This window comes from Streptomyces sp. NPDC044003 (genome assembly GCF_056435185.1).
Window position 1 is genome coordinate 652,457 of record NZ_JBWKFA010000004.1, and the last position, 22,305, is coordinate 674,761.

General features: G+C 73.2%; 26 protein-coding genes. 7 read left to right on the forward strand and 19 right to left on the reverse strand.

Going from position 1 to position 22,305, the window contains the following annotated elements; genetic code table 11:
• Positions 1 to 94 precede the first annotated feature (94 nt).
• From AC07AW_RS20075 to AC07AW_RS20090, 4 genes are read right to left on the reverse strand one after another with little or no spacing between them, the layout of a single operon-like run.
• A complete protein-coding gene (locus AC07AW_RS20075; RefSeq protein WP_478816813.1) occupies positions 95 to 1,273 on the reverse strand; it encodes a cytochrome P450 family protein in 1,179 nt (392 codons plus the stop codon).
• Between the two features lie 17 nt (positions 1,274 to 1,290).
• Positions 1,291 to 1,971, reverse strand: coding sequence for a response regulator transcription factor (locus AC07AW_RS20080; RefSeq protein ID WP_478816814.1), 681 nt, complete (start codon positions 1,969 to 1,971; stop codon positions 1,291 to 1,293).
• 5 nt (positions 1,972 to 1,976) lie between these two features.
• On the reverse strand, positions 1,977 to 2,204 hold the full coding sequence (locus tag AC07AW_RS20085) for a hypothetical protein (protein WP_478816815.1): 228 nt from the start codon (positions 2,202 to 2,204) through the stop codon (positions 1,977 to 1,979).
• Positions 2,201 to 3,412, reverse strand: a complete 1,212-nt coding sequence (locus AC07AW_RS20090) for a histidine kinase (protein ID WP_478816816.1) — start codon at positions 3,410 to 3,412, stop codon at positions 2,201 to 2,203. Before AC07AW_RS20090 ends, AC07AW_RS20085 begins: the two co-directional genes overlap by 4 nt.
• Before the next feature lie 146 nt (positions 3,413 to 3,558).
• Between AC07AW_RS20090 and AC07AW_RS20095 the strand changes: the two genes are divergently transcribed.
• Entirely contained in the window at positions 3,559 to 3,780 is a 222-nt protein-coding gene (locus AC07AW_RS20095) for a hypothetical protein (RefSeq protein WP_478816817.1), read from the forward strand.
• Positions 3,781 to 3,811: 31 nt separating this feature from the next.
• On the opposite strand, the gene AC07AW_RS20100 is transcribed toward AC07AW_RS20095, so the two are convergent.
• The 3 genes from AC07AW_RS20100 to AC07AW_RS20110 all read right to left on the reverse strand — a co-directional run bounded on the left by AC07AW_RS20100 (position 3,812) and on the right by AC07AW_RS20110 (position 5,833).
• The gene (locus AC07AW_RS20100; protein ID WP_478816818.1) at positions 3,812 to 4,171 is read right to left on the reverse strand and encodes a hypothetical protein; all 360 of its coding nucleotides are present in this window, start codon (positions 4,169 to 4,171) and stop codon (positions 3,812 to 3,814) included.
• Positions 4,172 to 4,182: 11 nt separating this feature from the next.
• Entirely contained in the window at positions 4,183 to 5,109 is a 927-nt protein-coding gene (locus tag AC07AW_RS20105) for a DMT family transporter (protein WP_478816819.1), read from the reverse strand.
• 115 nt (positions 5,110 to 5,224) lie between these two features.
• On the reverse strand, positions 5,225 to 5,833 hold the full coding sequence (locus AC07AW_RS20110; RefSeq protein ID WP_478816820.1) for a dihydrofolate reductase family protein: 609 nt from the start codon (positions 5,831 to 5,833) through the stop codon (positions 5,225 to 5,227).
• Between the two features lie 171 nt (positions 5,834 to 6,004).
• On the opposite strand from AC07AW_RS20110, the gene AC07AW_RS20115 reads away from it, so the two are divergent.
• Positions 6,005 to 6,745 (forward strand): SDR family NAD(P)-dependent oxidoreductase, encoded by a 741-nt coding sequence (locus AC07AW_RS20115; RefSeq protein ID WP_478816821.1) that lies wholly within the window; start codon positions 6,005 to 6,007, stop codon positions 6,743 to 6,745.
• Positions 6,746 to 6,854: 109 nt separating this feature from the next.
• On the opposite strand, the gene alc is transcribed toward AC07AW_RS20115, so the two are convergent.
• On the reverse strand, positions 6,855 to 7,970 hold the full coding sequence (gene alc, locus AC07AW_RS20120) for an allantoicase (RefSeq protein WP_478816822.1): 1,116 nt from the start codon (positions 7,968 to 7,970) through the stop codon (positions 6,855 to 6,857).
• Position 7,971: 1 nt separating this feature from the next.
• On the reverse strand, positions 7,972 to 9,306 hold the full coding sequence (gene allB / locus AC07AW_RS20125; protein WP_478816823.1) for an allantoinase AllB: 1,335 nt from the start codon (positions 9,304 to 9,306) through the stop codon (positions 7,972 to 7,974).
• Between the two features lie 339 nt (positions 9,307 to 9,645).
• Here allB and AC07AW_RS20130 point away from each other — a divergent pair, with 339 nt between their 5' ends.
• Positions 9,646 to 10,452, forward strand: a complete 807-nt coding sequence (locus AC07AW_RS20130; protein WP_478816824.1) for an IclR family transcriptional regulator — start codon at positions 9,646 to 9,648, stop codon at positions 10,450 to 10,452.
• Positions 10,453 to 10,459: 7 nt separating this feature from the next.
• Positions 10,460 to 11,056, forward strand: coding sequence for a hypothetical protein (locus AC07AW_RS20135; RefSeq protein ID WP_478816825.1), 597 nt, complete (start codon positions 10,460 to 10,462; stop codon positions 11,054 to 11,056).
• Between the two features lie 53 nt (positions 11,057 to 11,109).
• Here AC07AW_RS20135 and AC07AW_RS20140 read toward each other — a convergent pair whose 3' ends face one another.
• Together AC07AW_RS20140 and AC07AW_RS20145 are read right to left on the reverse strand one after the other, a co-directional pair.
• Positions 11,110 to 11,778 carry a response regulator gene (locus AC07AW_RS20140; protein ID WP_478816826.1) on the reverse strand — a complete coding sequence of 223 codons (669 nt, stop codon included), beginning with the start codon at positions 11,776 to 11,778 and terminating at the stop codon, positions 11,110 to 11,112.
• Positions 11,775 to 12,902 (reverse strand): sensor histidine kinase, encoded by a 1,128-nt coding sequence (locus AC07AW_RS20145; protein WP_478816827.1) that lies wholly within the window; start codon positions 12,900 to 12,902, stop codon positions 11,775 to 11,777. Before AC07AW_RS20145 ends, AC07AW_RS20140 begins: the two co-directional genes overlap by 4 nt.
• A 195-nt stretch (positions 12,903 to 13,097) precedes the next feature.
• Here AC07AW_RS20145 and AC07AW_RS20150 point away from each other — a divergent pair, with 195 nt between their 5' ends.
• Positions 13,098 to 13,526 (forward strand): DUF6223 family protein, encoded by a 429-nt coding sequence (locus tag AC07AW_RS20150; RefSeq protein WP_478816828.1) that lies wholly within the window; start codon positions 13,098 to 13,100, stop codon positions 13,524 to 13,526.
• Positions 13,527 to 13,540: 14 nt separating this feature from the next.
• Here the strand turns inward: AC07AW_RS20150 and AC07AW_RS20155 are convergent, their stop codons facing one another.
• Positions 13,541 to 14,221 (reverse strand): ABC transporter ATP-binding protein, encoded by a 681-nt coding sequence (locus tag AC07AW_RS20155; RefSeq protein WP_392159754.1) that lies wholly within the window; start codon positions 14,219 to 14,221, stop codon positions 13,541 to 13,543.
• On the reverse strand, positions 14,218 to 15,294 hold the full coding sequence (locus AC07AW_RS20160; RefSeq protein WP_478816829.1) for an ABC transporter permease: 1,077 nt from the start codon (positions 15,292 to 15,294) through the stop codon (positions 14,218 to 14,220). The genes AC07AW_RS20155 and AC07AW_RS20160 overlap by 4 nt, the downstream gene beginning before the upstream one ends.
• 112 nt (positions 15,295 to 15,406) lie before the next feature.
• Between AC07AW_RS20160 and AC07AW_RS20165 the strand changes: the two genes are divergently transcribed.
• Positions 15,407 to 16,576, forward strand: a complete 1,170-nt coding sequence (locus AC07AW_RS20165) for a sensor histidine kinase (RefSeq protein ID WP_478816830.1) — start codon at positions 15,407 to 15,409, stop codon at positions 16,574 to 16,576.
• Between the two features lie 3 nt (positions 16,577 to 16,579).
• Positions 16,580 to 17,206, forward strand: coding sequence for a response regulator transcription factor (locus AC07AW_RS20170; protein WP_351188462.1), 627 nt, complete (start codon positions 16,580 to 16,582; stop codon positions 17,204 to 17,206).
• 25 nt (positions 17,207 to 17,231) lie between these two features.
• On the opposite strand, the gene AC07AW_RS20175 is transcribed toward AC07AW_RS20170, so the two are convergent.
• The 6 genes from AC07AW_RS20175 to AC07AW_RS20200 form a co-directional block, all read right to left on the reverse strand.
• Entirely contained in the window at positions 17,232 to 17,456 is a 225-nt protein-coding gene (locus AC07AW_RS20175) for a hypothetical protein (RefSeq protein ID WP_478816831.1), read from the reverse strand.
• A gap of 124 nt (positions 17,457 to 17,580) precedes the next feature.
• Positions 17,581 to 18,258, reverse strand: a complete 678-nt coding sequence (locus AC07AW_RS20180) for an amphi-Trp domain-containing protein (RefSeq protein ID WP_478816832.1) — start codon at positions 18,256 to 18,258, stop codon at positions 17,581 to 17,583.
• Between the two features lie 2 nt (positions 18,259 to 18,260).
• A complete protein-coding gene (locus AC07AW_RS20185; RefSeq protein WP_478816833.1) occupies positions 18,261 to 18,686 on the reverse strand; it encodes a DUF7144 family membrane protein in 426 nt (141 codons plus the stop codon).
• Positions 18,687 to 18,714: 28 nt separating this feature from the next.
• The gene (locus AC07AW_RS20190; RefSeq protein ID WP_478816834.1) at positions 18,715 to 19,176 is read right to left on the reverse strand and encodes an SHOCT domain-containing protein; all 462 of its coding nucleotides are present in this window, start codon (positions 19,174 to 19,176) and stop codon (positions 18,715 to 18,717) included.
• A 58-nt stretch (positions 19,177 to 19,234) separates the two neighbouring features.
• Entirely contained in the window at positions 19,235 to 19,432 is a 198-nt protein-coding gene (locus tag AC07AW_RS20195; RefSeq protein WP_392159761.1) for a hypothetical protein, read from the reverse strand.
• A gap of 128 nt (positions 19,433 to 19,560) precedes the next feature.
• Positions 19,561 to 22,230: a winged helix-turn-helix domain-containing protein gene (locus tag AC07AW_RS20200; RefSeq protein WP_478816835.1), complete on the reverse strand. Its 2,670-nt coding sequence runs from the start codon at positions 22,228 to 22,230 to the stop codon at positions 19,561 to 19,563.
• Positions 22,231 to 22,305 lie beyond the last annotated feature (75 nt).

Below are 22,305 nucleotides of genomic sequence, written 5' to 3' on the forward strand. Positions count from 1 at the left end.
CCTGCCCGCCCCTGGCCCAGGGCCTGCCTGAAAGGCCCTGGGGGGTGTCTTGCCGCGAGTCCGGCCGATCGGCAAGGCACCCCCTACCGCTGTGTCACCAGCGGACCGGGAGGTGGCGGACGCCGCGCATGAGGAGGCCGGGCAGCCACTCCCAGGGCGCGCCCTCGGGGTCGAGTTCGAGCCGGGGGAAGCGGTCCAGGAGGGTCCGGAGCGCGATCCTGCCCTCCAGGCGGGCGAGCGGGGCGCCCAGGCAGTAGTGGATGCCGTGGCCGAAGGCGAGGTGACCCTTGGTGTCGCGGCGGATGTCGAAGCGGTCGGGCTCGGGGAAGCGGGCCGGGTCCCGGTCGAGCGCGCCGATCGCCACGAGGACGCTCTGTCCCGCGGGGACGACGGTGTCGCCGATGGTGACGGGCTCCCGGGTGAAGCGGAAGGTGCCGGTCTCCACGGGACCGTCGTACCGCAGGGACTCCTCGATCGCCCCGTCGAGGAGGTCGGGGTCCGCGCGCAGGGCGGCGAGCTGCTCGGGGTGGGTGAGCAGGTTGCGGACGGTGTTGGAGATCAGGTTGACGGTGGTCTCGTGGCCGGCGATGAGCAGCAGGTAGGCCATGGCGCGGAGTTCGGGTCCGGAGAGCCGGTCGCCGTCCTCGGCGCGGGCGGCGATCAGGCCGGAGAGCAGGTCGTCGGCGGGTCCCGCGGCCCGCTTGTCCTCGATGAGGCCGTCGAGGTAGCCGCCGAAGCCCTCCAGGGCGTCGAGGATGCCGCGCTCGCCGGTCGGGGTGACGAGCTCGTTCGACCAGCCGCGGAAGGTCTCGCGGTCTTCGGCGGGGACGCCGAGGAGCTCACAGATGACGGTGATCGGCAGCGGGAACGCGTAGGCGTCGACGAGGTCGGCGCGTCCTGCCGGTTCCATGGCGTCGGCGAGTTCGTGGGTGAGCCGCTCGATGCGGGGGCGCAGGCTCTCGACGCGGCGGCCGGTGAACTCCGCCGTGACCAGGCGGCGCAGCCGGGTGTGGTCGGGGGCGTCGGCGGAGAGGAGGTGGACGCCGATGACGTCCTCCTCCGGCGGCCGGACGCCGATGACGGAGGGGGACTTGGCGAGCCGGGGATCGGCGAGCGCCGCGCGCCCTTCCTCGTGGCCGACGACCAGCCAGAACTGGAAGCCGTCGGGCATCCGTACCTCGTGGACGGGACCTGCTTCACGGAACTTCGCGTAGTAGGGGTACGGATTCGCGGTGAAGTCCGCGCCGTACTCCCCCAGTTCGATGACGGACATCGAAGCAGACTATCCGACTAGTCGTTCCGGTCCGTGTCGATGAGGCCCGCGTCATGGACGAGCAGCGCGATCTGGACACGGTTGTTGAGGCCGAGCTTGGCGAGGATCCGGGAGACGTGGGCCTTGACCGTGGGAACGCTCATGTAGAGCTCGGTGGCGATCTCGGCGTTGGACCGGCCGTGCCCGACGGCGACGGCCACTTCCCGCTCGCGGTCGGCGAGTCCGGCGAGGCGGGCGGCGGCCGTGGCACGCCGGGGCTGGTCCGGCTGTTCCTGCTGTTCCGTGACGTGGGTCATGAGCTGACGGGTGACGGCCGGCGAGAGGACGGGATCACCCGCGGCGACCCGGCGGACGGCGGCGACGATCTCGGCGGGCGGGGTGTCCTTGAGGACGAAGCCGGCGGCGCCGGCCCGCAGGGCGCGCAGCACCTGCTCGTCGGCGTGGAAGGTGGTGAGGACGACGACCTCGGGGGCGCCGGGGAGGGCGCGGAGACGTTCGGTGGCGGTGAGGCCGTCCACGTGGGGCATGCGGATGTCCATGAGGACGACGTCCGGGGCGTGCCGGGCGACGAGTTCGGGGACGTCGCGGCCGTCGGCGCCCTCGCCGACGATCTGGAGGTCGTCGGCGCCGCCGAGCATGAGGGTGAGGCCCGCACGGACCAGGGGGTCGTCGTCGACGACGATCAGCCGGATGGTCATGGGGGTCACGGTAGCCGCGCATGCGACGGGATCGGCCGGAAGGTCGTGCGGGCCACGGCGGCCGCGCGTAGCGGTGGGATCCGCCGGAAGGTCATGTGGGCCACGGCGGACGCGCGTGGCGGTGGGATCCGCCGGAAGGTCACGCCGGCCATGGCGGACGCCTTGTACGGCGCGAACCGCCGGAAGGTCATGCCGGCGGCCGCGCGTACGGCGCGGACCGGACGGAAGGTCATGCCGGCCACGGCAGCCAGGCGTGCAGGGCGAATCCGCCGTCGGGGGCCGGGCCGTGTTCCATCCGGCCGCCGGCGAGGGCGGCGCGTTCGGTGAGGCCGATGAGGCCCTGGCCGGAGCCGGGGACGTGCGGGACCGGGCCGGCGGGGGCCGGGTTGTGGACGTCGACGGTGAGGCCTTCGCCGGGGCGGCCCCGGACGGTGACGGTGACCGTCGTGCCGGGGGCGTGCTTGCGGGCGTTGGTGAGGCCCTCCTGCGCGATGCGGTAGACGGTACGGCCGGTGGCGGCGGGCACGGCGGCCGGGTCGTCGACGGTGGTGTCGAGGACGACCTCCGTGCCGGCCTCGCGGGACTCCTCGACCAGCGAGTCGAGGGTGGCGAGGGTGGGCTGGGGCCGGTCGCCGTCGCCGTTCTCGCCGGGCGCGCGCAGGACGCCGATGATCTCGCGGAGGTCCTGGAGGGCTTCGTGGGCGCTGTCGCGGATGACTCCGGCGGCGCGGGCGATCTGCTCGGGCGGGGCGTCCGGCCGGAACTCCAGGGCTCCGGCGTGCACGCTGAGCAGGGTGAGGCGGTGGGCGAGCACGTCGTGCATCTCGCGGGCGATGGCCTCGCGGGCGAGCCGCTGGGCCTGGGCGGCGCGCAGCTCGGCCTCGGCCTCGGCGCGGCGGGCCCGTTCCCTGAGGGCTTCGACGAGCTGGCGCCGGGAGCGGACGAGCATGCCCCAGGCGGTGACGAGCAGGATGAGGACGAAGCCGAGGGCGATGGAGAGCCCGGCGTTGGTGGTGGGGTCGGGGCGGACGAAGACCTGGGCGGTGGAGGTGGCGACGGCGAACGCCACGATCCAGCCGACCTCGCGGAACGGCCGACGCACGGCGACGCTGAACAGGCTCACGAGGAGGGCGCCCGCGGCGACGGGGGCGAGGATGTTCGCCACGGACAGGGCGACCGCGAGCCCGACCGGCCAGCGGCGGCGCGTCCAGAGGGCGCAGCAGGCGGCGGCGCCGGCGAGCTGGTCGAGGAGGGTGACGGTCTCGCTGGTGTACTGCGCGCTGGTGTCGGCGGCGAGGAGGCCGACGAGGGCCGCGAGCAGGAACAGCGAGGTGTCCACGATCCAGTCGCGGACGGTACGGCGGGGCCGGGCGGCCCCGCTCCCGCCCGGTTCGACCAGGTGGGAGGGGAGCAGCCAGCGCTGCCGGTCCGTGCGAGTCATGTCCGCAAATGTACGCAGGCCGGGGGCGGTGCAAGGGGTGTGCGGGCCGTCGGGATACCGGAGTCGCTCAGGTCGATACTTTGGTATCGACGGCCGTAGACGAGCGGCGGACGCGGCCGGCCGGCCCTCCCCACCATGATCGGATCATGAAGAGGTTTCTTGAGGGTCTCGGGGTGCTGCTGCTCGTGGCCGGTGTGGCCGGGGTGATCCGCGAGCTGACGGGCGGCTGGTTCCACTTCATGGGTCTGACCCGGTTCCTCACGGAGAACGTGGGGTTCCTGGAGGGCCGGGAGCTGTTCGCGAACGTTGTGGTGGCGGTCGTCGGCCTGGCGCTCGCGATGGGGACGAGCCGCATAGCGAAGGACTGAGACGGGCGCTTCCGGCATCTTCCGGATCCGGTCAGGCGCTCGCTTCGTTGAGGCGGGTGACCTCGGCGAGGTGCTCGGCCATGCGGTGGGAGACGGAGCCACTGGTGTAGAGGACGCCGCCGATGACGGCGAGGGGCACGGACGCGCCGAGAACGGCGAGGAGTTCGGGCCAGTCGCGCTCGTTGACGCAGCCGCTGTCGTTGTCGTGGAGGCTCTCGCTGGTGAACCGGGAGGTGCACTCATAGTTGGCCCCACTGGCCTCGTAGGGCGTGAAGAGGAGCACCGCGAGCCAGATCCACAACAGCCCGGCCGCGGCGAGGAGTCCGAGTCCCCACGCCTGGGTGCGGCGGGCCCGGGCGCGGAAGTCGATGTCGTACGGCAGTGAACGCATGGGGCGAGAACCTACCGGGCGTCCTGGTCCGCCGTGCGGCGGCCCCAACTGGTGCCCGCGAGAACGAGGATCGCGCCCGCGAGGCCGAGGGCGCCGGGGCGGTCGCCGGCGAGGGCGATGCCCGCGGCGGCGGCCCAGAGCGGCTCCGTGCCGAGGAGGAGGCTCACCCGGGACGGCGAGGTGCGGCGGACGGCCCACATCTGGACGAAGAAGGCGAAGAGCGTGCAGAAGACGGAGAGGAAGAGGAGCCCGGCCCACTCGCGCGGGCCGAAGTCGAGGGCCACGGCCCAGGGCGAGGTGCCGGTGCCGGGGAGGGCGGCGATGACGGCGAACACGGCGACGGCGGAGCCGAGCTGGACGGTGGTGAGGGAGAGCGAGTCGGCCGAGCGGACCGCCTTGATCCGGGACATGGCCAGGACGTGCACGGTACGGGCGAGGGCGGCGAGCAGCATCAGCAGATCGCCGAGGGACGGGGTGGTGAACCCGCCGCCCTGGGTCAGCAGGACGACACCGGCGACGGAGAGCGCGGCGGCGGCGAGGAAGGCCCTCGGCGGCCGCACGCGGGTGACGGCGGCCTCCGCGAGCGGGGTGAAGATCATGGTGAGGCTGATGATCAGGCCCGCGTTGGTGGCGGAGGTGTGGACGACGCCGTACGTCTCCAGGAGGAAGATCCCGCTGAGGATCAGCCCGAGGGTCGCGGCGCCGCGCCACTGGGCCGCGCTCAGGGCCTGGAGCCTGCGCCACCCCGCGGCGACGAGGACGGGCAGCACCACGGCGAACCGCAGCACGAGGACCGCGATGACGGTGTGGCCGGTGGTGATGCCCTTGGCCGCGAGGTAGCTGGCGCCCCAGACGACGGCGACGATCAGGACGGGCAGGTCGGTGAGCCAGGCGCGGCGGGGGGCGCCGAGGGGCACGGGTGCGGCAATCGAGGACATGGCGGGCCGGTTCTCCAACACTGGGGGCGGGGTGGAGACTTCGACGGCTCGCACTCGGAGCGATCACCGTAGCCGGGACGGACCCGTGGTGGCTACACCATTCCCTCGGTCCGGATCAGTAGCTGCCGTACGTGGGGCGGCCGGCCAGCTCGTACGTGTGGAGGGCGACGCCCGTGCTGGTGGTGCGCGCGTCGGCGAGGCGGAAGGCGGTGGGGCGGACCCCTTCGGTGAAGAGGCGGCGGCCGGTGCCGAGGACCACGGGGAAGACGTGCAGGTGGAGGATGTCGATGAGGTCGTGGTCGAGGAGGGTCCGGGCGAGGCCTGCGCTGCCGTGCATCTGGATCTCGCCGTCGAGGCTCTCCTTGAGGGCGGCGACCTCTTCCACCACGTCCCCCTTGAGCAGGGTGGTCCCGGCCCAGTCGGCGGAGGTGAGGGTGGTCGTGGCGACGTACTTGGGGAGGGCGTTGAGCTTGGAGGCGACGGGGTCGGTGGGGTCGGTGTGCTTGGGCCAGTAGCCCGCGAAGATGTCGTACGTGTGGCGGCCGAGGAGGAAGGCGGTCGGCCGGGCGAAGATCTCGGTGATGCGCTGTCCGAAGTCCTCGTCGCCGAACGGCACGGACCAGCCGCCGTGCTCGAAACCGCTGCTGCGGTCCTCGTCGGGGCCGCCGGGGGCCTGGATGACGCCGTCGAGGGTGAGGAACTGGGTGAGGCTGAGGGTGGCCATGGTGGGTGCCCTTTCTGTTCTCCGGACCATCGTGTCCCGGAAGCTCAGACCGCGCCGCCGGGCGGAACTCATCGGTGATCGGGTCGGCGTCCGATTCCCGCCAGCGTCCTGGACCCCCGCCGACTTTCCTTGAACCCGCAACCACTTAGTACTTCTCACGGAGGTTTCGGGATGTCCACGATGAACGGCACGGCGGTCCTGGTGACGGGTGGCGGCCGGGGGATCGGCGCGGCGACGGCGGTACGGCTGGCGCGGGAGGGCGCCGATGTGGCCTTCACCTACGTCCAGGACGAGGCGCGGGCCAAGGAGGTCGCGGCGCGGATCGAGGCGGCCGGCCGCCAGGCGCTGCCGCTGCGGGCCGACGCCGCGGACGCCGGGGACGCGGCGGGCGCGGTGGAGTGGGCGGCGGACGCCCTCGGGCGCCTCGACGTCCTCGTGAACAACGTCGGCGCGGGCGTCCTCGGCCCGCTGGAGTCGCTGTCCCTCGCGGACGTGGACCGGGTCCTCGCGGTGAACGTCCGGGCGGCCTTCCTCGCCTCGCAGGCGGCGGCCGCGCGCTTCTCCGAGGGCGGCAGGATCGTCACGATCGGCACCTGCATGACCCAGCGGGTGCCGGGCCCCGGCGGCACCCTCTACACGATGAGCAAGGCGGCGCTGATCGGCCTGACGAAGGCGCTCGCGCGGGAGCTGGGCGGGCGCGGCATCACGGCGAACATCGTCCACCCCGGTCCCGTCGACACCGACATGAACCCCGCGGACGGGCCGTACGCGGAGGGGCAGGCGGCCATGACGGCGCTCGGCCGCTTCGGCACCCCGGACGAGGTGGCGGCGATGGTCGCCTTCCTCGCGGGTCCCGGCGGGCGGTACGTGACGGGCGCGGAGTTCTCGGTGGACGGCGGGCACGCCGCGTAACCCCCGGTGAAGGGGGTTGCGCGAGGGCGCACCGGTGCTGTCGGGTCGGTGCGCCCTCGCGGGCCGGGCGGGGTGTCGTACCCGCCCAGTTCGGGGGAGTCGGTGGGTTCTAGCCGCCGAGCTCCTGGTGGCGGGCGGTCAGCCGCGCCGTACCGGCCTCCGTGAGGGAGCCGAAGAGACGGAGGCGGGAGATGCCGCCGTCCGGGTAGATGTCGATCCGGACGCGGGAGCCGACCGCCGGGGTGTCGAGCACGAACCGGTGGTTGGTGTCGGGCTGGAGGCGGGTCCGGGGCAGGATCTCGGTCCACTCCTCCGAGCCCTCGGCCGCGACGGAGAGCGCGGCCCAGCCGGCGCTGTTGCCCTTGAGGTAGGCGGTGTCGATCTCGACGGCGCGGATCTCGGACTCGGCGACCAGGCCGTAGCGGATCCAGTCGTTGCCCTTGTCGCGGCGGCGGCGGGTCTCCCAGCCGTCGTCCATCTTGCGGGAGCGGCCCGGCTGGATGGTGTTGGTGGCCGGGGAGTAGAAGCGGTCCGAGGCGTCCTCGACCTGGCCGCCGTTCTCCAGGGCGGCGAGGTCGAAGGTGCCGAGGACGCCCAGCCACGCCGGGTCGGGGGCGACCTCGCCGTAGACGCGGAGGCGGGCGATGCCGCCGTCCGGGTGCTGGTTGACGCGCAGGTGCGTGAAGCGCTGCTCGACGTCGACGGCGAAGCCGTTGGCGGCGTGGCCGCCGACGGCGGTGCGCGGGACGAGCGTCGTCCACTTCACGTCGTCGGCGAGGAGCTCCTGGGGCGAGGGGGAGCCGGCCACGGAGGTGGCCTCGACGGAGACGGCCTGCGGGTAGTTGCCGCGGAAGTGGGCGGTGTCGACGACGATGCCGCGGACGACGCCGGGGGCGCCGAGGCGTACCAGGGCCCAGTCGTGGTCGTCCTCGGTGGGGTGCGGCTGCTGGGCCGAGACACCGCGGCGGCGGCGGGTCTCCCAGCCGTCCATGATCTTGCCCTTGTGGCCGAAGTGCTCGGGGTCGAACTCGGCGGCCTCGGGCTTCAGCAGGTTCTCGCGCTCGGCGAAGAACTCGTCGTTGGCCGCGATGACACCCGCACCCAGACGCCGGTCCGCGAGGTCCGCGTACTGGGTGAAGGGGAAGTCGGCCGTCCGGTAGTCGGCGTACGGGTCGCCGCCGCCGTAGGGGCTGGCGTCACCGGTGAAGCTGGGTATGGACGACACGTCAGTTGTTCCTTTCGAGGAGGCGGCCGGAGGGCTCGGCGAGGGTGCCGTGGTCGGCGATCCGCTCTCCACGCAGCCAGGTGGAGGTGACGACGCCGTGGAGGGTCTTGCCCGCGTAGGCGGTGATCCGGTTGCGGTGCTCCAGGCCGGCCGGGTCGACGGTGAAGGTGGCGTCCGGGGCGAGGACCGCGAAGTCGGCGTCACGGCCGGCCTCGATGGCGCCCTTCCGGGTGAGTCCGGCGAGCCGGGCCGGGCCCTCGGACATCCAGCGCACCACGTCCTCCAGCGAGTGGCCGCGGCGCCGGGCCTCGGTCCAGATCGCCGGCAGACCGAGCTGCAGGGAGGAGATGCCGCCCCAGGCGGAGGCGAAGTCCGGGGTCTTCAGGTCGGCGGTGGACGGCGAGTGGTCGGAGACGATGCAGTCGATGGTGCCGTCCGCGAGCCCCTGCCACAGCGCGTCCTGGTTCGACGCCTCACGGATCGGCGGGCAGCACTTGAACTCGGTCGCCCCGTCCGGGATCTCCTCCGCCGTGAGCGTGAGGAAGTGCGGACAGGACTCGACGGTGATCTTCACGCCCTCGGCCTTGGCGGCGGCCAGGGCCGGCAGCGCGTCCGAGGAGGACAGGTGCAGCACGTGGACGCGGGCGCCCAGCCGGCGGGCCTGGTTGATCAGGTTCTCGATCGCCGTGTTCTCCGCGTCCCGGGGACGCGAGGCCAGGAAGTCGGCGTACGCGCCGCCCGAGCGCTGCGGCGCGGCGGCCAGGTGGTGCGGGTCCTCGGCGTGCACGATCATCAGGCCGTCGAAACCCGCGATCTCGGCCAGCGAGGTCGCCAGCCGCTCCTGATCGAGCTCCGGGAACTCCTCCACCCCGGAGGGCGACAGGAAGCACTTGAAGCCGAAGACGCCGGCGTCGTGCAGCGGCCGCAGGTCCTTGACGTTGTCGGGCAGGGCGCCGCCCCAGAAGCCGACGTCGATGTGGGCCTTGCCGCGGGCCACCTCCTGCTTGACCCGCAGGTGGTCCACCGTGGTGGTCGGGGGCAGCGAGTTGAGCGGCATGTCGAGCAGGGTGGTGATGCCGCCCGCGGCGGCCGCGCGGGTGGCGGTCCAGAAGCCCTCCCACTCGGTGCGCCCCGGGTCGTTCACGTGCACGTGAGTGTCGACCAGACCGGGCAGGACCACGTCGTCGCCGACGTCCTCAAGCCGGGCACCGGCGGGCACCTCGGCGTCGTACGGCAGCACGGCCGCGATCGTCCCACCGGAGACGGCGATCGACGCCGGGCGCGTCCCCTCGGGGGTGATGACGCGTGTCGAGCGCAGGACCAGGTTGACGTCCACCCGTACCCCTATCTTCAAGCGATTCGCAGAGAGAGCGCGCGAATTTCAACGAACTGTTGAAAAGGAGTCTTCACTTCCGGGCGATGGGTCGTCAAGGGCACACTTCCAGCATCGGCCGTCGGCGAACCCGACTTAGAGGTTTCCACAAAGTGGAATGAAAATTCCGTACAGTAGAACGTAGCTCCGCACATGCGGGCCAGACCCGGACAGCTCCGGGCCCGCTCAGACACCGGACAAACACCCCCTGACCGGCGCTGACGCCGATACCAGGACCGTGTACCCCGGCCGGCGGCCCGGTAGGCTGCTGCCTTGCCCGCCTGCCCCGAAAGGACCGTTGACGTGCCGACGTCCAGCGCCAGCACCACCGACGCCGCCAAACCCGCCGCGAGCGGGGGCGTCCAGTCCCTTGAGCGCGCCTTCGACCTCCTGGAGAGGATGGCCGACGCCGGGGGCGAGGTAGGGCTGAGCGAGCTCTCCGCCAGCAGCGGACTGCCGCTCCCCACCATCCACCGCCTGATGCGCACCCTCGTCGCCTGCGGCTACGTGCGCCAGCAGCCCAACCGTCGGTACGCGCTCGGTCCCCGGCTCATCCGGCTCGGCGAGTCCGCCTCCCGCCTCCTCGGCACCTGGGCCCGCCCCTACCTGGCGCGGCTCGTCGAGGAGACCGGCGAGACCGCGAACATGGCGCTGCTCGACGGCGACGAGATCGTGTACGTCGCGCAGGTGCCGTCCAAGCACTCCATGCGCATGTTCACCGAGGTCGGCCGCCGGGTCCTGCCGCACTCGACCGGTGTCGGCAAGGCGCTCCTCGCGCACACCCCGGCGGAGGAGGTCCGGGCGCTGCTCGCCCGCACCGGCATGCCGGCCGCGACCGAGAAGACCATCACCACGCCGGACGGCTTCCTCGACGCGCTCGTGGCGGTCCGCGAGACGGGGTACGCGGTCGACGACAACGAGCAGGAGATAGGAGTCCGCTGCCTCGCGGTCTCCGTACCGGACTCCCCCACCGCGGCGGCCATCTCCATCTCGGGCCCGGCGGGCCGGGTCACCGAGGCGGCCACGGAGAAGATCGTCCCGATCCTCCAGGAAGTGGCCCGCGAACTGTCGGCGGCCCTGGCCAACACCTCGGGCAACCACCAGGGCTGAGGCCGGCGTGGGAGCCGACATCGACGGCGTGATCGAGGTCCGCGAGCGCGACGGCCGCTGGCGGACCGCCCTCGGCCTCCCGGAGTCCGCGCTCCGGCGCGACCGGCACGCCAGGGAGTGCCTCTTCGGCTACGGCGGGGTCCTCCAGGTGGAACGGCCCCTGTTCGACCAGCGGGGGATCCCGGACGACGCCTCGGAGGACGCCCCGGCGTACGACGAGCTGAGCCACAGCCACTCGTACGCCACCTGGGCCGAGATCACGGCCGTCGACTGGGACGCGCCGCTCTGCGACGGTCCCGACGGCAACCACATCGGCGAATGGCGGCCGGGCCCGGACGGCGAGCTCGTCCTCCACGCCGTGCCCGGGACGCCGATCGAGGTCCTCGACGCGGCGGAGGAGCTCTTCGGCGAGGACCTGATGCCACCGGAGTGGCCACCCGGCGGCGAGGTCTCCTGGAACGGCGCCGTGTACCGCCCCGTGACCTGGACGCCCCGCATGTTCGTCCCGCAGGACGGCGACTGGGGCCCGGTGTGGACGGCGATGCGGGACCAGGCCGCCGTCCACGGGGACGAGAACGTCCGCCTGGTCGTCTGGTTCGGCTGACGTCGAGCGTCAGGGCCGGGGCGGCGGGGTCATCCAGGCCCCCGCGTCGTACGTCAGGACCCGGGTGCGCGCGGCGACACCAGGCCGGATTCGTAGGCCAGGACGACCAGTTGGGCACGGTCGCGGGCGGCGAGCTTGGCCATGGCCCGGTTCACGTGGGTCTTCGCGGTCATCGGCGTGATCACCATGCGCGCGGCGATCTCGTCGTTGGACAGCCCCCGCGCGACCAGGACGACGGCCTCCCGTTCGCGGTTGGTCAACTCCTCCAGGCCGGCTCCGGCCCCCGTCTCCAACGGCTCGGCGACGTACCGGTCGATGAGCCTGCGCGTGATCGACGGTGCCAGCAGGGCGTCGCCCCGCGCCGCGACCCGTACCGCGTGAAGGAAGTCCTCCGGCAGGATGTCCTTGACCAGGAACCCGGCGGCTCCGGCCCGCAGCGCGTGGAAGACGTACTCGTCCAGGCCGTAGTTGGTCAGGATGACCACGTGCACCCCGGCCAGAGCCGGGTCGGCGGCGATGCGCCGGGTCACCTCGACACCGTCCATGACCGGCATCCGGATGTCCACGAGCGCGATGTCGGGCAGGTGCTCACCCGCCAGGGCCAGGCCCTCCCGGCCGTCGCCGGCCTCGCCCACCACCTGGATGTCGTCCTCCAGGTCGAGGAGTGCGCGGAATCCGCTGCGGAGGAGCGGCTGGTCGTCGACGAGCAGAACGCGGATCACGACGTCCGCTCCAGGGGCAGCCGGGCCCGGACGGTGAAGCCGCCCTCCGTGCGCGGGCGCGCGCTCAGCCCCCCGCCGAGCGCGGTGACCCGTTCACGCATCCCGAGCAGCCCGGTGCCGGGTGTCGGCGCGGTGTCCGGCGCGGCCTTCCCGTCGTCGTCGACCCGTACGGTCAGGGCGTCGGGACGGCAGTCGATCCGTACCGAGGCCGTGGCCGCTTCCGCGTGACGGGCGATGTTGGTGAGCGACTCCTGGACGATCCGGTAGACGGTCCTGTCGACCGCGACCGGCACGTCCTGCCGCTCCCCCTCGATCGTCAGCGTGGCGTCCAGACCGGTCAGCCGGGCCCGTGCCACCAGGTCCGGAACGTCGTCGAGACCGCGCGGCGGGGCCGTGTCGTCGTCGCGCAGCGCCTCCAGGGTCGCCCGCAGTTCCCGGGTCGCCTCCCGCCCGGCCTCCTGGATCGCGAGCAGGGCCTCCGGCACCCGCTCGCCGCGCCGGCGGGCCACGTGCACGGCGACCTCGGACTGCACCTTGATGATCGAGATCTGGTGGGTGAGCGAGTCGTGCAGCTCACGCGCGATCCGCAGCCGCTCCTCGTCCGCGCGGCGCCGCGCGGTCTCCTCCCGGGTGCGCTCGGCCTCGTCCGCCCTCCGCTCGGCCTGCCGCAGCGCCTCCCCCGCCGCCCCGGCCGCGACCAGCCAGGCCAGCTCCAGGGCGCCCCGTGCCCGCGCGAACGCCTCGCCCGTGTCGTGCAGCGAGGCCAGCGCGGCCACCGGCAGAGCGGCGAGCACGAGCAGGCTCACCGCGATCGCGACGGTGCGGTGTCCCGCCCGTACGGCCGCGTACACCGCGAACAGGTACGCGACGGCGGGCACGTCGAAACCGGCCGCCTGATAGCCCGCCGCACAGAGACCGGTCACGACGAGGACGGGCACAGGAGCGCGGCGGCGCGCGGCAAGGGCAAGACCGCCGGCCGCGAGCAGCACGTAGCCGAGCAGGTCCGGGCCCGTGCCGGCGTGCGGCCCGGACGACGCCCCGGTCGACAGCAGCGCCGCCGCCACACCGACGGCGATCACCCCGTCCACGACCCCGTCCGGGACCTCGAAGCGTCCTCTGATCATGCGCGCACCCTAGCCGCGCGGGAGGCGTGGGCGGATCCCGCTCACGGAGGAGCCGACGCCTACCGCGGACGCGGTAGTCCCGCCGTTCCTGCCGCGTCCGCGGCAGTGCGAAGTGACCGCGTCCGCCGGACGACGCGCGGCCGGTCCGGTGGCCATCCTCAAGTGGTCCCGCTCACCGAGGAGAAGGAGCAGCCCATGTCCGTCCGCACCGTTCTCGCCCTGACCGGAGCCGTCGTGGTCGGCGGTCTCGCGTTCGCCGTGCCGGCGGCCGCGGACCCCGCCGTCCAGCCGGTCGCCGCGAGCGTCTACACCCTGAGCGTCGGCCGCGTCTCATCCTCCGTGGCCGCGCTGGTCGGCCTCCTCGGCGTGGTCAACGGCGGCCTCGCCCTGGCCCGCACGACGGGCCGGGGCCGCGTCCGCACCTGGGCCCGCCGGAACGGGGCGGTCACCGCGCTCGTCGCCGGGCCGATCGCCCTGGTCGTCGGCGCGGTGGTCGCGGCCACCGCGGACGGTGGCCTCGGCACCGGCAACGGTCTCGGCGGCGCGTACGTCGCCATGCTGGTGGGCCTGGCCGCGGTCGCCCTCGGAGGGCGAGCGCGCGCCCGGGCCCACCGGACCGGCTGAGCGCCCCGCCGGGCTCAGGCGGGGATCGACTCCGTCAGACGGCCGTCCTGGACCGTCACCGTGCGGTCCGTGCGGGCGAGGTGCGTGCGGTCGTGGGTGACCAGGACCGTCGCCGTCCCCCGCTCCGCCGTCAGCGTGGCCAGGAGGTCCATGACCGCCGCCCCCCGCTCGTGGTCCAGGGCGCTCGTCGGCTCGTCGACCAGGAGCACGGACGGCTCGTTCATCAGCGCCCGCGCGATGTTCACCCGCTGCCGCTGGCCGCCCGACAGCTGGTGCGGCCGCCGGTGCGCCTGGTCCGCGAGGCCCACCGCGTCGAGCAGGTCCAGGGCCCGGCCCCGTACCGCCTTGGGCGAACGCTTCGACAGGTGGGCCATCACCTGGAGCTGCTCCGCCGCACTCAGCGAGGGCAGCAGATTCGGCTGCTGGAAGACGATCCCGATGTGCTCGCGGCGCAGCTCCGCCTTGGCGGCGGCCGTCAGCGGCCCCGTGTCCGTACCGGCGACGACGACCCGCCCCTCGTCCGGGGTCACCAGGGTGGCGGCGACCGCGAGGAGGCTGGACTTGCCGGAGCCGGACGGGCCGACGACGGCCGTGAGCGTACCGGCGGGGACGGTGAGGGAGACGGCGTCGAGGGCGGTGAGCCGGCCGTCGCCGTCGGGGTAGGTGAGGGTGACGGCGTCGAGGACGAGGCTCATCGGGCGCTCCCGAGGGCGGTGAGGGGGTCGACGGCGGTGATCCGCCGGATGGACAGGGCGGCGCCGAGGACACCGAGGACGACGATCACGGCGGCCGGCCCGAGGACGGTGAGCGGTTCCAGGACGAAGGGCACGTTCCCGCCGCTGACGAGGGCGCCGATGCCGACCGCGAGCGCGGTGCCGAGCAGGGTGCCGGCGGTGAGCATGAGGACGGCCTGCCCGAGGGCGTCCTTGAGGAGGTACGGGGTGGAGGCGCCGAGCGCCTTGAGGACGGCGACGTCACCGCTGCGCTGGATGGTCCAGACGGTGAAGAAGGCTCCTATGACGAGCGCGGAGATCGCGAAGAGGAACCCGCGCATCAACTGCAGCGAACCGTTCTCGGCCTGGTAGGACCCTATGGCGGTGAGGGCTCCGTCGAGGGTGCGGGCCTCGGTGCCGGCGGCCTTGTCACCGGCCGCCCAGTCGACACCGTCGCCGCTCAGCGCGATCACGGTGGCCTGCTCCTGCGCGGCGGTGCCGCTCCGGCCGACCTGCTGCCAGTCGTCGAGGGAGGTCCACACCACGGGGGTGTGGCTGTACGAGGCGTCGCCGGAGACCGCGGCGACGGTGACCTCCAGCGGGCCGAGGCGGAGCTTGTCGCCGGCGCCCACGGCCAGCTCCTCCGCCGCCGACTCGGACAGGACGACCTTGCCCGCGCCGACGGTCCCGGGGGCGAGTCCGGCGTCCGGCTCCGAGCCGAAGGCGGAGACGGCGGCGGTGTGGTCACCGGCGGCGGCGTTGAGGGTACGGATGCCGAGCGGGTCGGCCGCCGTCACCCCGGGGCGCTCCGCCCACCCGCGCCACTGCTCCTCCGTCACCGTCGAATTGGTGAAGGAGGCCGACTGCCCGGACGGCGGCGCCGCGAAGGCGAGCCGGTCGGCGGGCAGGCCGGTGATCGCGGAGATGTTCTCTCGCGCGAGTCCGGCGGTCAGCCCGGACAGCAACCCCACGAGCAGGGTGATCAGCACGATCACCGTGCCCATGAGGGTGAAACGCCCCTTGGCGAATCTCAGGTCTCTCCATGCCACGAACATGCTGACCAGAGTGGTCGGCGAGGTGCCCCGCGGGCATCGCGCCACGGATGGCTCCGGAATCAAACTTTCGGTTGAGTCCGGATTGTCGCCCGGTGTCTACGCTGGAGGGATCATGGATCCCCGCTCTCTGACCCCCGCTCTGCGCGCGCTGCGCCTCTGCCTGCACCTCCTCATGGCGGGCCTGCTCGTGCTGGCGGCGGTCCGGGCGCACTCGACCGCCGGGACGGTCGCCGCGGTGGTCATGGGCGCGGTCTACGCGGCCGGCTCGTACCTGCCGTCCGTGCGGAGCTCGCAGCGCGCCGCCGCGGTGTGGCTGGCGGTCCTGGGAGCGTCCTGGCTCGGGCTGCTCTGGCTCACCCCGGAAGCGCTCTGGCTGGCCTTCCCGCTGTACTTCCTCCAGCTGCACCTGCTGCCCACCCGCTGGTCGCTGCCGGCCGTGGCCCTGACGGCGGGCGCGGCGATCCTCTCGTACGTGGGGCACGGCGCCGCGCTCAATCCGGGGGTCTTCATCGGTCCGCTGCTCGGTGCGGCGGTCGCGGTGGCGACGGTCCTCGGCTACCAGGCCCTCTACCGGGAGAGCGAGCGGCGGCGCCGGCTCATCGAGGAGCTGATCGCGACGCGGGCCGAGCTGGCGGCGGCGGAGCGGCACGCGGGGACGCTCGCCGAGCGAGAGCGGCTCGCGCGGGAGATCCACGACACGCTCGCGCAGGGCCTGTCCTCGATCCAGCTGCTGCTGCGGGCGGCCGAGCGGGTGCTCCCGCCGGACTCCCCCGCCGCGGGTCACATCGGCCGGGCGCGCGAGGCGGCGCAGGACAATCTGGCGGAGGCGCGGCGCTTCGTCCGGGCGCTCTCGCCGCCGGACCTGGAGCACGGCTCACTGGCGGCGGCGCTCGAGCGCCTGTGCGAGCCGGTCACCGGGCTGCCCGCGGACGGGCCCCGGGTCCGGTTCTCGGTGAGCGGGACCCCGGCCGAGCTGCCGACGCCGTACGAGGTGGCCCTGCTGCGGATCGCGCAGTCGGCGCTCGCGAACACGGTGCGGCACGCCTCGGCCTCGCGGGCCGAGATCACCTTGTCGTTCATGGACGCGTCGGTGACCCTGGACGTGGTCGACGACGGCCGGGGCTTCGACCCCGCCTCCGTACGCCCCTCTTCCGACGGCGGTTTCGGGCTTCCGGCGATGCGCTCGCGGGCGGAGTCGCTGGGCGGCACGTTCACCGTCGAGTCGGCGCCCGGCCAGGGCACCGCCGTCGCCGTCTCCCTCCCTCTCCCCGCTGGAGCCTGAAGCATGACCATCCGACTCCTCCTGGCCGACGACCACCCGGTGGTACGGGCGGGCCTGCGCGCCGTCCTCGACACCGAGCCGGACTTCGCCGTGGTCGCGGAGGCGGCCACGGCCGAGCGCGCGGTGGAGCTGGCCGCCGCCGGGGACGTGGACGTGGTCCTGATGGACCTGCAGTTCGGCGCCGGGATGCACGGTTCGGAGGCGACGGCGGCGATCACGGCGGCGCCGGGCGGGCCGAAGGTGCTGGTCCTGACGACGTACGACACGGACGCGGACATCCTGGCGGCGGTGGAGGCGGGCGCGTCCGGCTACCTCCTGAAGGACGCGCCGCCGGAGGAGCTGGCGGCGGCGGTCCGGACGGCGGCGGCCGGACAGTCGGCCCTCGCACCGGCGGTGGCGCACCGGCTGATGGACCGGATGCGGACCCCGGCGGAGGCCCTGACCAAGCGCGAGCTGGAGGTCCTCCAGCTGGTGGGCGAGGGCCTGTCGAACCAGCAGATCAGCAAGGCGCTGTTCCTGAGCCAGGCGACGGTGAAGTCCCACCTGGTGCACATCTTCGCGAAGCTGGGCGTGGACTCGCGCACGGCGGCGGTGGCGGCGGCGACGGCCCGCCGGCTGATCCGGCGGTGACGACGACGGCGGCGACGGCGCCCGGTCAGGCCATGGCGCCGTCCGGCCGGCCCTCCGCCGACGCCTCGGCCCGTGCGTTCATCAGGTCCTGGAAGGACCGCATGCACGACGGACAGTGCCGGTCCGTCCGCACGCCGTCGGCGCCACGGTCGACGGGCTGACCGCAGAGGCTGCTTCCCGCCTCCTTGGCGATCACGTGCCAGACCAGAAGTCCGCTGGAGTCGTCGGGCGCGATGTGCATCTCGTACATGGCAGGCTCCGTTCTCCGGGGTCCAGGTGTCCCTGTTCCACCCAACTCGCGCCCGGCCGCACCGGCACGGCAGCCAGGTCATGCGGGTGAAACAGGAGCACTCGGTCCCCCGAGCGCCCCCGGCTCACGTACGCTTCGCGGCGGCGCGCCCGGACTTGGCGGCCTTCTTCGCCGGCGGCTTGGTCGTGGCCTTGACCTCGGCCTTCTTCGTCGCCGGCTTGGCCTTGGCCTTGACCACTGGCTTCTTCGCCGCCGGCTTGGCCTTGACCGCTGTCTTCTTCGCCGCCGGCTTGGCCTGCGTCTTCTTCGGTTGCGCCTTGGCCTTGACCTCGGTCTTCTTCGCCGCCGGCTTGGCCTTGGCCTTGACCTCCGTCTTCTTCGCCGTCGGCTTGGCCTTCGCCTTGACCTCCGGCTTCTTCGCCGCTGGCTTGGCCTTCGCCTTGACCTCCGTCTTCTTCGGTTCCGCCTTGGTCTTGGCTTCGGCCTTCTTCGGCTCCGGCTTGGCCTTCTTCGCCTCCGGCTTGGCCTTCTTGGCCTCCGGCTCGGCCTTCTTCGCCTCCGGCTCGGCCTTGCCGTCGCCCGTCGGCCACTTCAGCTCGATCTCCAGCTCGATCTCGCCGTCGCCGACCTCGAACTCCACCTCGGTGTGGAGTTCGTCGGGAAGCTTCACGCTCAGCACACCCGGTCCCATCGGGAGGTCGGCCTCGCCACCCGCCCTGAGCGCGGCGGCGAGCGCCTCCAGCTGGGCCGCGGCCTCGGCGCGCGACATGGAGCTCTTCTGCTCGAACTTCAGATCGCTCATGGCTACCGCCCTGCGCCCGTGTCCTCGCCCCGGTCGACACACAGGGCCCAGATGATGAAGCCGGACATCGTGATCATGATGACGGACCACCACGGGTAGTACGGCAGCGACAGGAAGTTGCCGATGATCACGAGTGCGGCGATGCCGATGCCGCTGTACCGCGCCCAGGTCGCCGCCCCGAAGAGTCCGAAGCTGACGAGCGCGGCGACGATGCCCAGGCCGAGGTGGACCCAGCCCCACCCGGTGAGGTCGAACTGGAAGACGTAGTTGCGCGTGGTGACGAAGACCTCGTCCTCGGCGATGGCCGAGATGCCGCGGAGGATGCTGAGCACCCCCGCGATGGCGAGCATGACGGCGGCGAAGATCCGCAGGCCCCCGGCCCAGGCGTACTTCGCCGATGACGCGTGAGGGGTGTGCGTGGCGTTCATCTCGGTCTCTCCTTTCCTCGCGCCCGTCTCACTGACGGGCGGTGGTGGTGTCGGCGGCGGGCGTGGGCCGGTCGTCGTGCAGGACGAGGTTCTTGGCCCGTTGGAACTCCTCCTCGCTGATGTCGCCCTTCGCCCGGAGGTCGGCGAGCCGGCCGAGTTCCTCGGCCCGGCTGGGACGGCTGTCACCGGCGGCGGTCTCGCGGACGTAGGCGTCGAAGGCCTGCTGCTTCTCGCGGGCGTGCGCGATCTCCCGGCCGCCCATGCTCTTGCCGCGGGCGATCACGTACACGAGCACACCGAGGAACGGCAGCAGGATGACGAAGGCGAGCCAGCCGCCCTTGCCCCAGCCGCTCAGGGAGTCGTCGCGGAAGATGTCGCCGATGATCCGGAAGAGCAGGATGAACCACAGGATCCACAGGAACAGCCAGAGCATGGTCCAGAACATGCTCAGCAGCGGATAGTCGTAGGCCAGGTACATCGGTGTGTCCATGTCCGTGCTCCGTTTCCGGGTCCTTCTCCCGTCGGGCTCCCGCCGGGATCCACCTCGGTCACTCCGGCAGCCGCCGCAGTTCCACCACGTGCAGTCCGAGCGACTGGAAGCGGGCCAGCAGGCCGTAGAGGTGCGCCTCGTCCAGGAGGGGGCCGTACAGCAGCGTCTGGCCGGAGATCATCACGTGCTCCAGCTCGGGGAAGGATCCGATCAGCGCCTCCGACATGAGCCCGTCGACGCGGATCTCGTACTGCATGGCGTGCCCCTCCCGGAAGTGGCTGTCGCCAGGCCGGTCGGCCCTTGCCTCCAGGTTCCGCCTCCCTGGCTCCGCCGGCCTCACCCGCCGCGGGTGAAACGGGGCGGTGGCACGGTCCCCGCTCCGGCTCACAGCAGCCGCAGCTCTCGGGCGCGGCGGACGGCGTCGTTGCGCCGGTGCACCGACAGCTTTCGGTAGACGCTCTTCAGGTGGGTCTTCACCGTGTTCACCGACACGTACAGGTCGGCGGCGATGTCCTCGGTCGACATCGCCCGGGCGAGCCGCTCCAGGACCTCGCGCTCCCGTCCGCTGAGCTCCTCCGCCGGCGTTCCGGGCCCGGTTCCGTCCCGGGCCGGTTCGCCCGGCGCCTCCGGTCCGGGTACGAGCCATCCGGCGAGCGCGCCGAGCGGGGGCTCCGCGAGGAAGGGCCCGATCCAGGGCCCGGCGTCCCGGAAGGCACGCCTGAGCCCCTCGCGGCGGCCCGCGTCGAGCGCCTGCGCGAGCAGCCTGCGGGTGGTGGCGGTGTCTCCTTGCAGCGCCGCCGCCTGGGCCCGTACCAGCGCGGCCGGCACGGCCACCCCGGGTCCTGACCGCCCGTGGTCCGCGAGGCCGTCGAGCAGGTCGAGGGCCGTGCCGGGGTCCCCGGCGGCGAGGTGTGCCCGCGCCGTGGCGACGGTGCACAGCGGCTGGTCTCCGGCGAGCCGGCGGAGGACTTCGACCGCCGCGTCCGGGCGGCCTTCGGTCAGGTGCGCGTCCGAGACGGCCAGCGCGGCACGGCCCCGCGCCCAGGGCGAGGCGTCGGCGGCGGGGACGGGCCGGGTCGCGACGGTCAGAGCGGCGCTCGTACGGCCCCGGGCCCGCAGCACGTCTGCCGTGACGGCGTGTCTGGTCGCGGCCGCCACCGGATCCACCGGCGCCGGGTCGGGCATCTCGGCGAGGAGGGCCTCGGCCCGGTCCACGTCGTCCCGGCCGAAGGCGACCGCGGCCAGGACCAGCTGTCCGAGGCCGGAGCCCCACGGCGGGGTGAGGCCGTACCGCTCGGCCTCGGCCGTCATCGCGAGGACCTTGCGTTCCGCCGCGTTCGGCCATCCGTTGAGGTGGTCGACGAGCGCCAGGTGTTCGAGTGCCTCCATGCGCGGGAGCACGGTGGACGCCGTACGGGGAGTGCGGGCGACCAGGGTGAGGGCGGCCCGGGCCTCGTCGAGGTGCCCGGCCCACAGGCGGGACGAGCCCAGGTGGGTCAGCAGCAGGGCGTGGAGTTCCGGGTGTCCGTCGAGGAGCCGGGAGGGAATCTGCGGCATGAGCCGGCGGGCCGACCGGGCGGCCTGTTCGGCCAGGTGCGCCGAGCCGGACAGCCGCCCGGCCAGTGCCCCGAGGAGGGCGCAGCTCAGCAGGGCCGCCGGGGAGCCGCAGCCCTCGTCCGAGAGCTGTTCCGCCGCTCGGCGGAGGTGTGCCAGGCCTCTCTCGAGGTCCGACCGGGACAGCTCGCACGCGGCGCGGACGAGGTTCGTGGCCGGGTCGGGTGTCTCGCCCTCCATCCCGGCGAACCAGTCCACCGGCTCTCCGGAGCCGAGGCCGGTGAAGAGCTGCCCGATCGCGAGATCCTCGACCAGGGCCCCGGCGATGTACGTCCAGTCCTGCCCGGCGGCGCCGTGGACCAGCATCTCGGCCAGTGTCCCGGAGCGCCGGAGCCAGTGCGCGGCGCGCCGGTGCAGCCGGGTTTCGAGGCCGGGGGCGCGGCGGCGCAGATGGGCCCGGAGGATCTCCCGGAACAGCGGGTGGAGCCGGTACCATCCGTGGCCGTAGTCCTCGACGAAGGCGTTCGCGCGGTGCAGTCCCGCCAGGATCGTGGCGGCGTCGCGCCGCCCGGTCAGCTCGTCCGCGAGGTCGGGGCAGAAGCGGTCCAGGACGCTGATCCGCAGCAGCAGGTCCTGGGTCTCGGGGGGCTGTCGGTCCAGCACTTCGGCGAGCAGGAAGTCGGCGATCGTGCTCCGTCCCGCCTCGAACTCCTTCAGATAGAGCTCGGGGTCCGGGCTCGTCCGCGCCGCCAGGGCGCTCAGCCGGAGGCCGGCCGCCCATCCCCGGGTGCGCTCCACCAGCGCCCGGGCCACCGGGACGGACAGGGACAGCCCGTGCAGTTCGAGGAGATCGACCGCCTCCTCGGTGGTGAAGGCCAGCTCGGCGTCCCGGATCTCGGTCATCTCACCGGCGATGCGGTAGCGGTGGAGCGGGAGGAGGGGCTCGCTGCGGCTGACGAGGACGAGGCGCAGTCCCGGGTTCGCGTGCCGTAGGACGAACTCCAGCTGGCGCGCGACCTCGGGGTCGGCGACCTGGTCGAACTCGTCGATCACCACGGTGACGGGCCGGTCGCGCCCGGCGAGTTCCGAGGCGATCCGGCTCAGGAGCGTGTGGTGGACCCGGGTCGCGTCGGCGGGGAATCCGATCGCGGCGGGTACGGGTACACCGGCGGCGTTCAGGGACTGGAGCAGCTGGGCCCAGAACATTCCGGGGCCGTCCACGGCCGCGTCGAGTGTCAGCCAGGCGACCGGCCGGCCGAGGTTCGCGGCCCAGTCCGCGACCAGGAGGGTCTTGCCGGCCCCCGCGCTGCCGTTGACCACGGTCAGCGGGGTCTGCAGGGCCTGTCCGAGGTGCTCGACCAGCCTGTCGCGGCGCAGAAACGTTCCGGGGCGGCCCGGCAGGGCGAATCGTGTCTGCAGGAACGGATCTCCGAGCGGGTCGGAGCCGCCGGGGAGCGGGCTGTCCCGCTCGTCCTCGTCACCCGTGGCCGCCACGTCCACCACCACCTTCCGGCCGGCCCCGCCGAGGCGGAGCCTTCCCTCAGGATGGAAGTCTTCTCCCCGGTTCGGCCACCG

Excerpts from the sequence above, each read along its gene's own strand:
- AC07AW_RS20075 (WP_478816813.1), bottom strand. The coding sequence starts at position 1,273 with ATGTCCGTCATCGAACTGGGGGAGTACGGCGCGGACTTCACCGCGAAT.
- AC07AW_RS20080 (WP_478816814.1), bottom strand. The coding sequence starts at position 1,971 with ATGACCATCCGGCTGATCGTCGTCGACGACGACCCCCTGGTCCGTGCG.
- AC07AW_RS20085 (WP_478816815.1), bottom strand. The coding sequence starts at position 2,204 with ATGACCTTCCGTCCGGTCCGCGCCGTACGCGCGGCCGCCGGCATGACC.
- AC07AW_RS20090 (WP_478816816.1), bottom strand. The coding sequence starts at position 3,412 with ATGACTCGCACGGACCGGCAGCGCTGGCTGCTCCCCTCCCACCTGGTC.
- AC07AW_RS20095 (WP_478816817.1), top strand. The coding sequence starts at position 3,559 with ATGAAGAGGTTTCTTGAGGGTCTCGGGGTGCTGCTGCTCGTGGCCGGT.
- AC07AW_RS20100 (WP_478816818.1), bottom strand. The coding sequence starts at position 4,171 with ATGCGTTCACTGCCGTACGACATCGACTTCCGCGCCCGGGCCCGCCGC.
- AC07AW_RS20105 (WP_478816819.1), bottom strand. The coding sequence starts at position 5,109 with ATGTCCTCGATTGCCGCACCCGTGCCCCTCGGCGCCCCCCGCCGCGCC.
- AC07AW_RS20110 (WP_478816820.1), bottom strand. The coding sequence starts at position 5,833 with ATGGCCACCCTCAGCCTCACCCAGTTCCTCACCCTCGACGGCGTCATC.
- AC07AW_RS20115 (WP_478816821.1), top strand. The coding sequence starts at position 6,005 with ATGTCCACGATGAACGGCACGGCGGTCCTGGTGACGGGTGGCGGCCGG.
- AC07AW_RS20145 (WP_478816827.1), bottom strand. The coding sequence starts at position 12,902 with ATGATCAGAGGACGCTTCGAGGTCCCGGACGGGGTCGTGGACGGGGTG.
- AC07AW_RS20150 (WP_478816828.1), top strand. The coding sequence starts at position 13,098 with ATGTCCGTCCGCACCGTTCTCGCCCTGACCGGAGCCGTCGTGGTCGGC.
- AC07AW_RS20155 (WP_392159754.1), bottom strand. The coding sequence starts at position 14,221 with ATGAGCCTCGTCCTCGACGCCGTCACCCTCACCTACCCCGACGGCGAC.
- AC07AW_RS20160 (WP_478816829.1), bottom strand. The coding sequence starts at position 15,294 with ATGTTCGTGGCATGGAGAGACCTGAGATTCGCCAAGGGGCGTTTCACC.
- AC07AW_RS20165 (WP_478816830.1), top strand. The coding sequence starts at position 15,407 with ATGGATCCCCGCTCTCTGACCCCCGCTCTGCGCGCGCTGCGCCTCTGC.
- AC07AW_RS20170 (WP_351188462.1), top strand. The coding sequence starts at position 16,580 with ATGACCATCCGACTCCTCCTGGCCGACGACCACCCGGTGGTACGGGCG.
- AC07AW_RS20175 (WP_478816831.1), bottom strand. The coding sequence starts at position 17,456 with ATGTACGAGATGCACATCGCGCCCGACGACTCCAGCGGACTTCTGGTC.
- AC07AW_RS20180 (WP_478816832.1), bottom strand. The coding sequence starts at position 18,258 with ATGAGCGATCTGAAGTTCGAGCAGAAGAGCTCCATGTCGCGCGCCGAG.
- AC07AW_RS20185 (WP_478816833.1), bottom strand. The coding sequence starts at position 18,686 with ATGAACGCCACGCACACCCCTCACGCGTCATCGGCGAAGTACGCCTGG.
- AC07AW_RS20190 (WP_478816834.1), bottom strand. The coding sequence starts at position 19,176 with ATGGACACACCGATGTACCTGGCCTACGACTATCCGCTGCTGAGCATG.
- AC07AW_RS20195 (WP_392159761.1), bottom strand. The coding sequence starts at position 19,432 with ATGCAGTACGAGATCCGCGTCGACGGGCTCATGTCGGAGGCGCTGATC.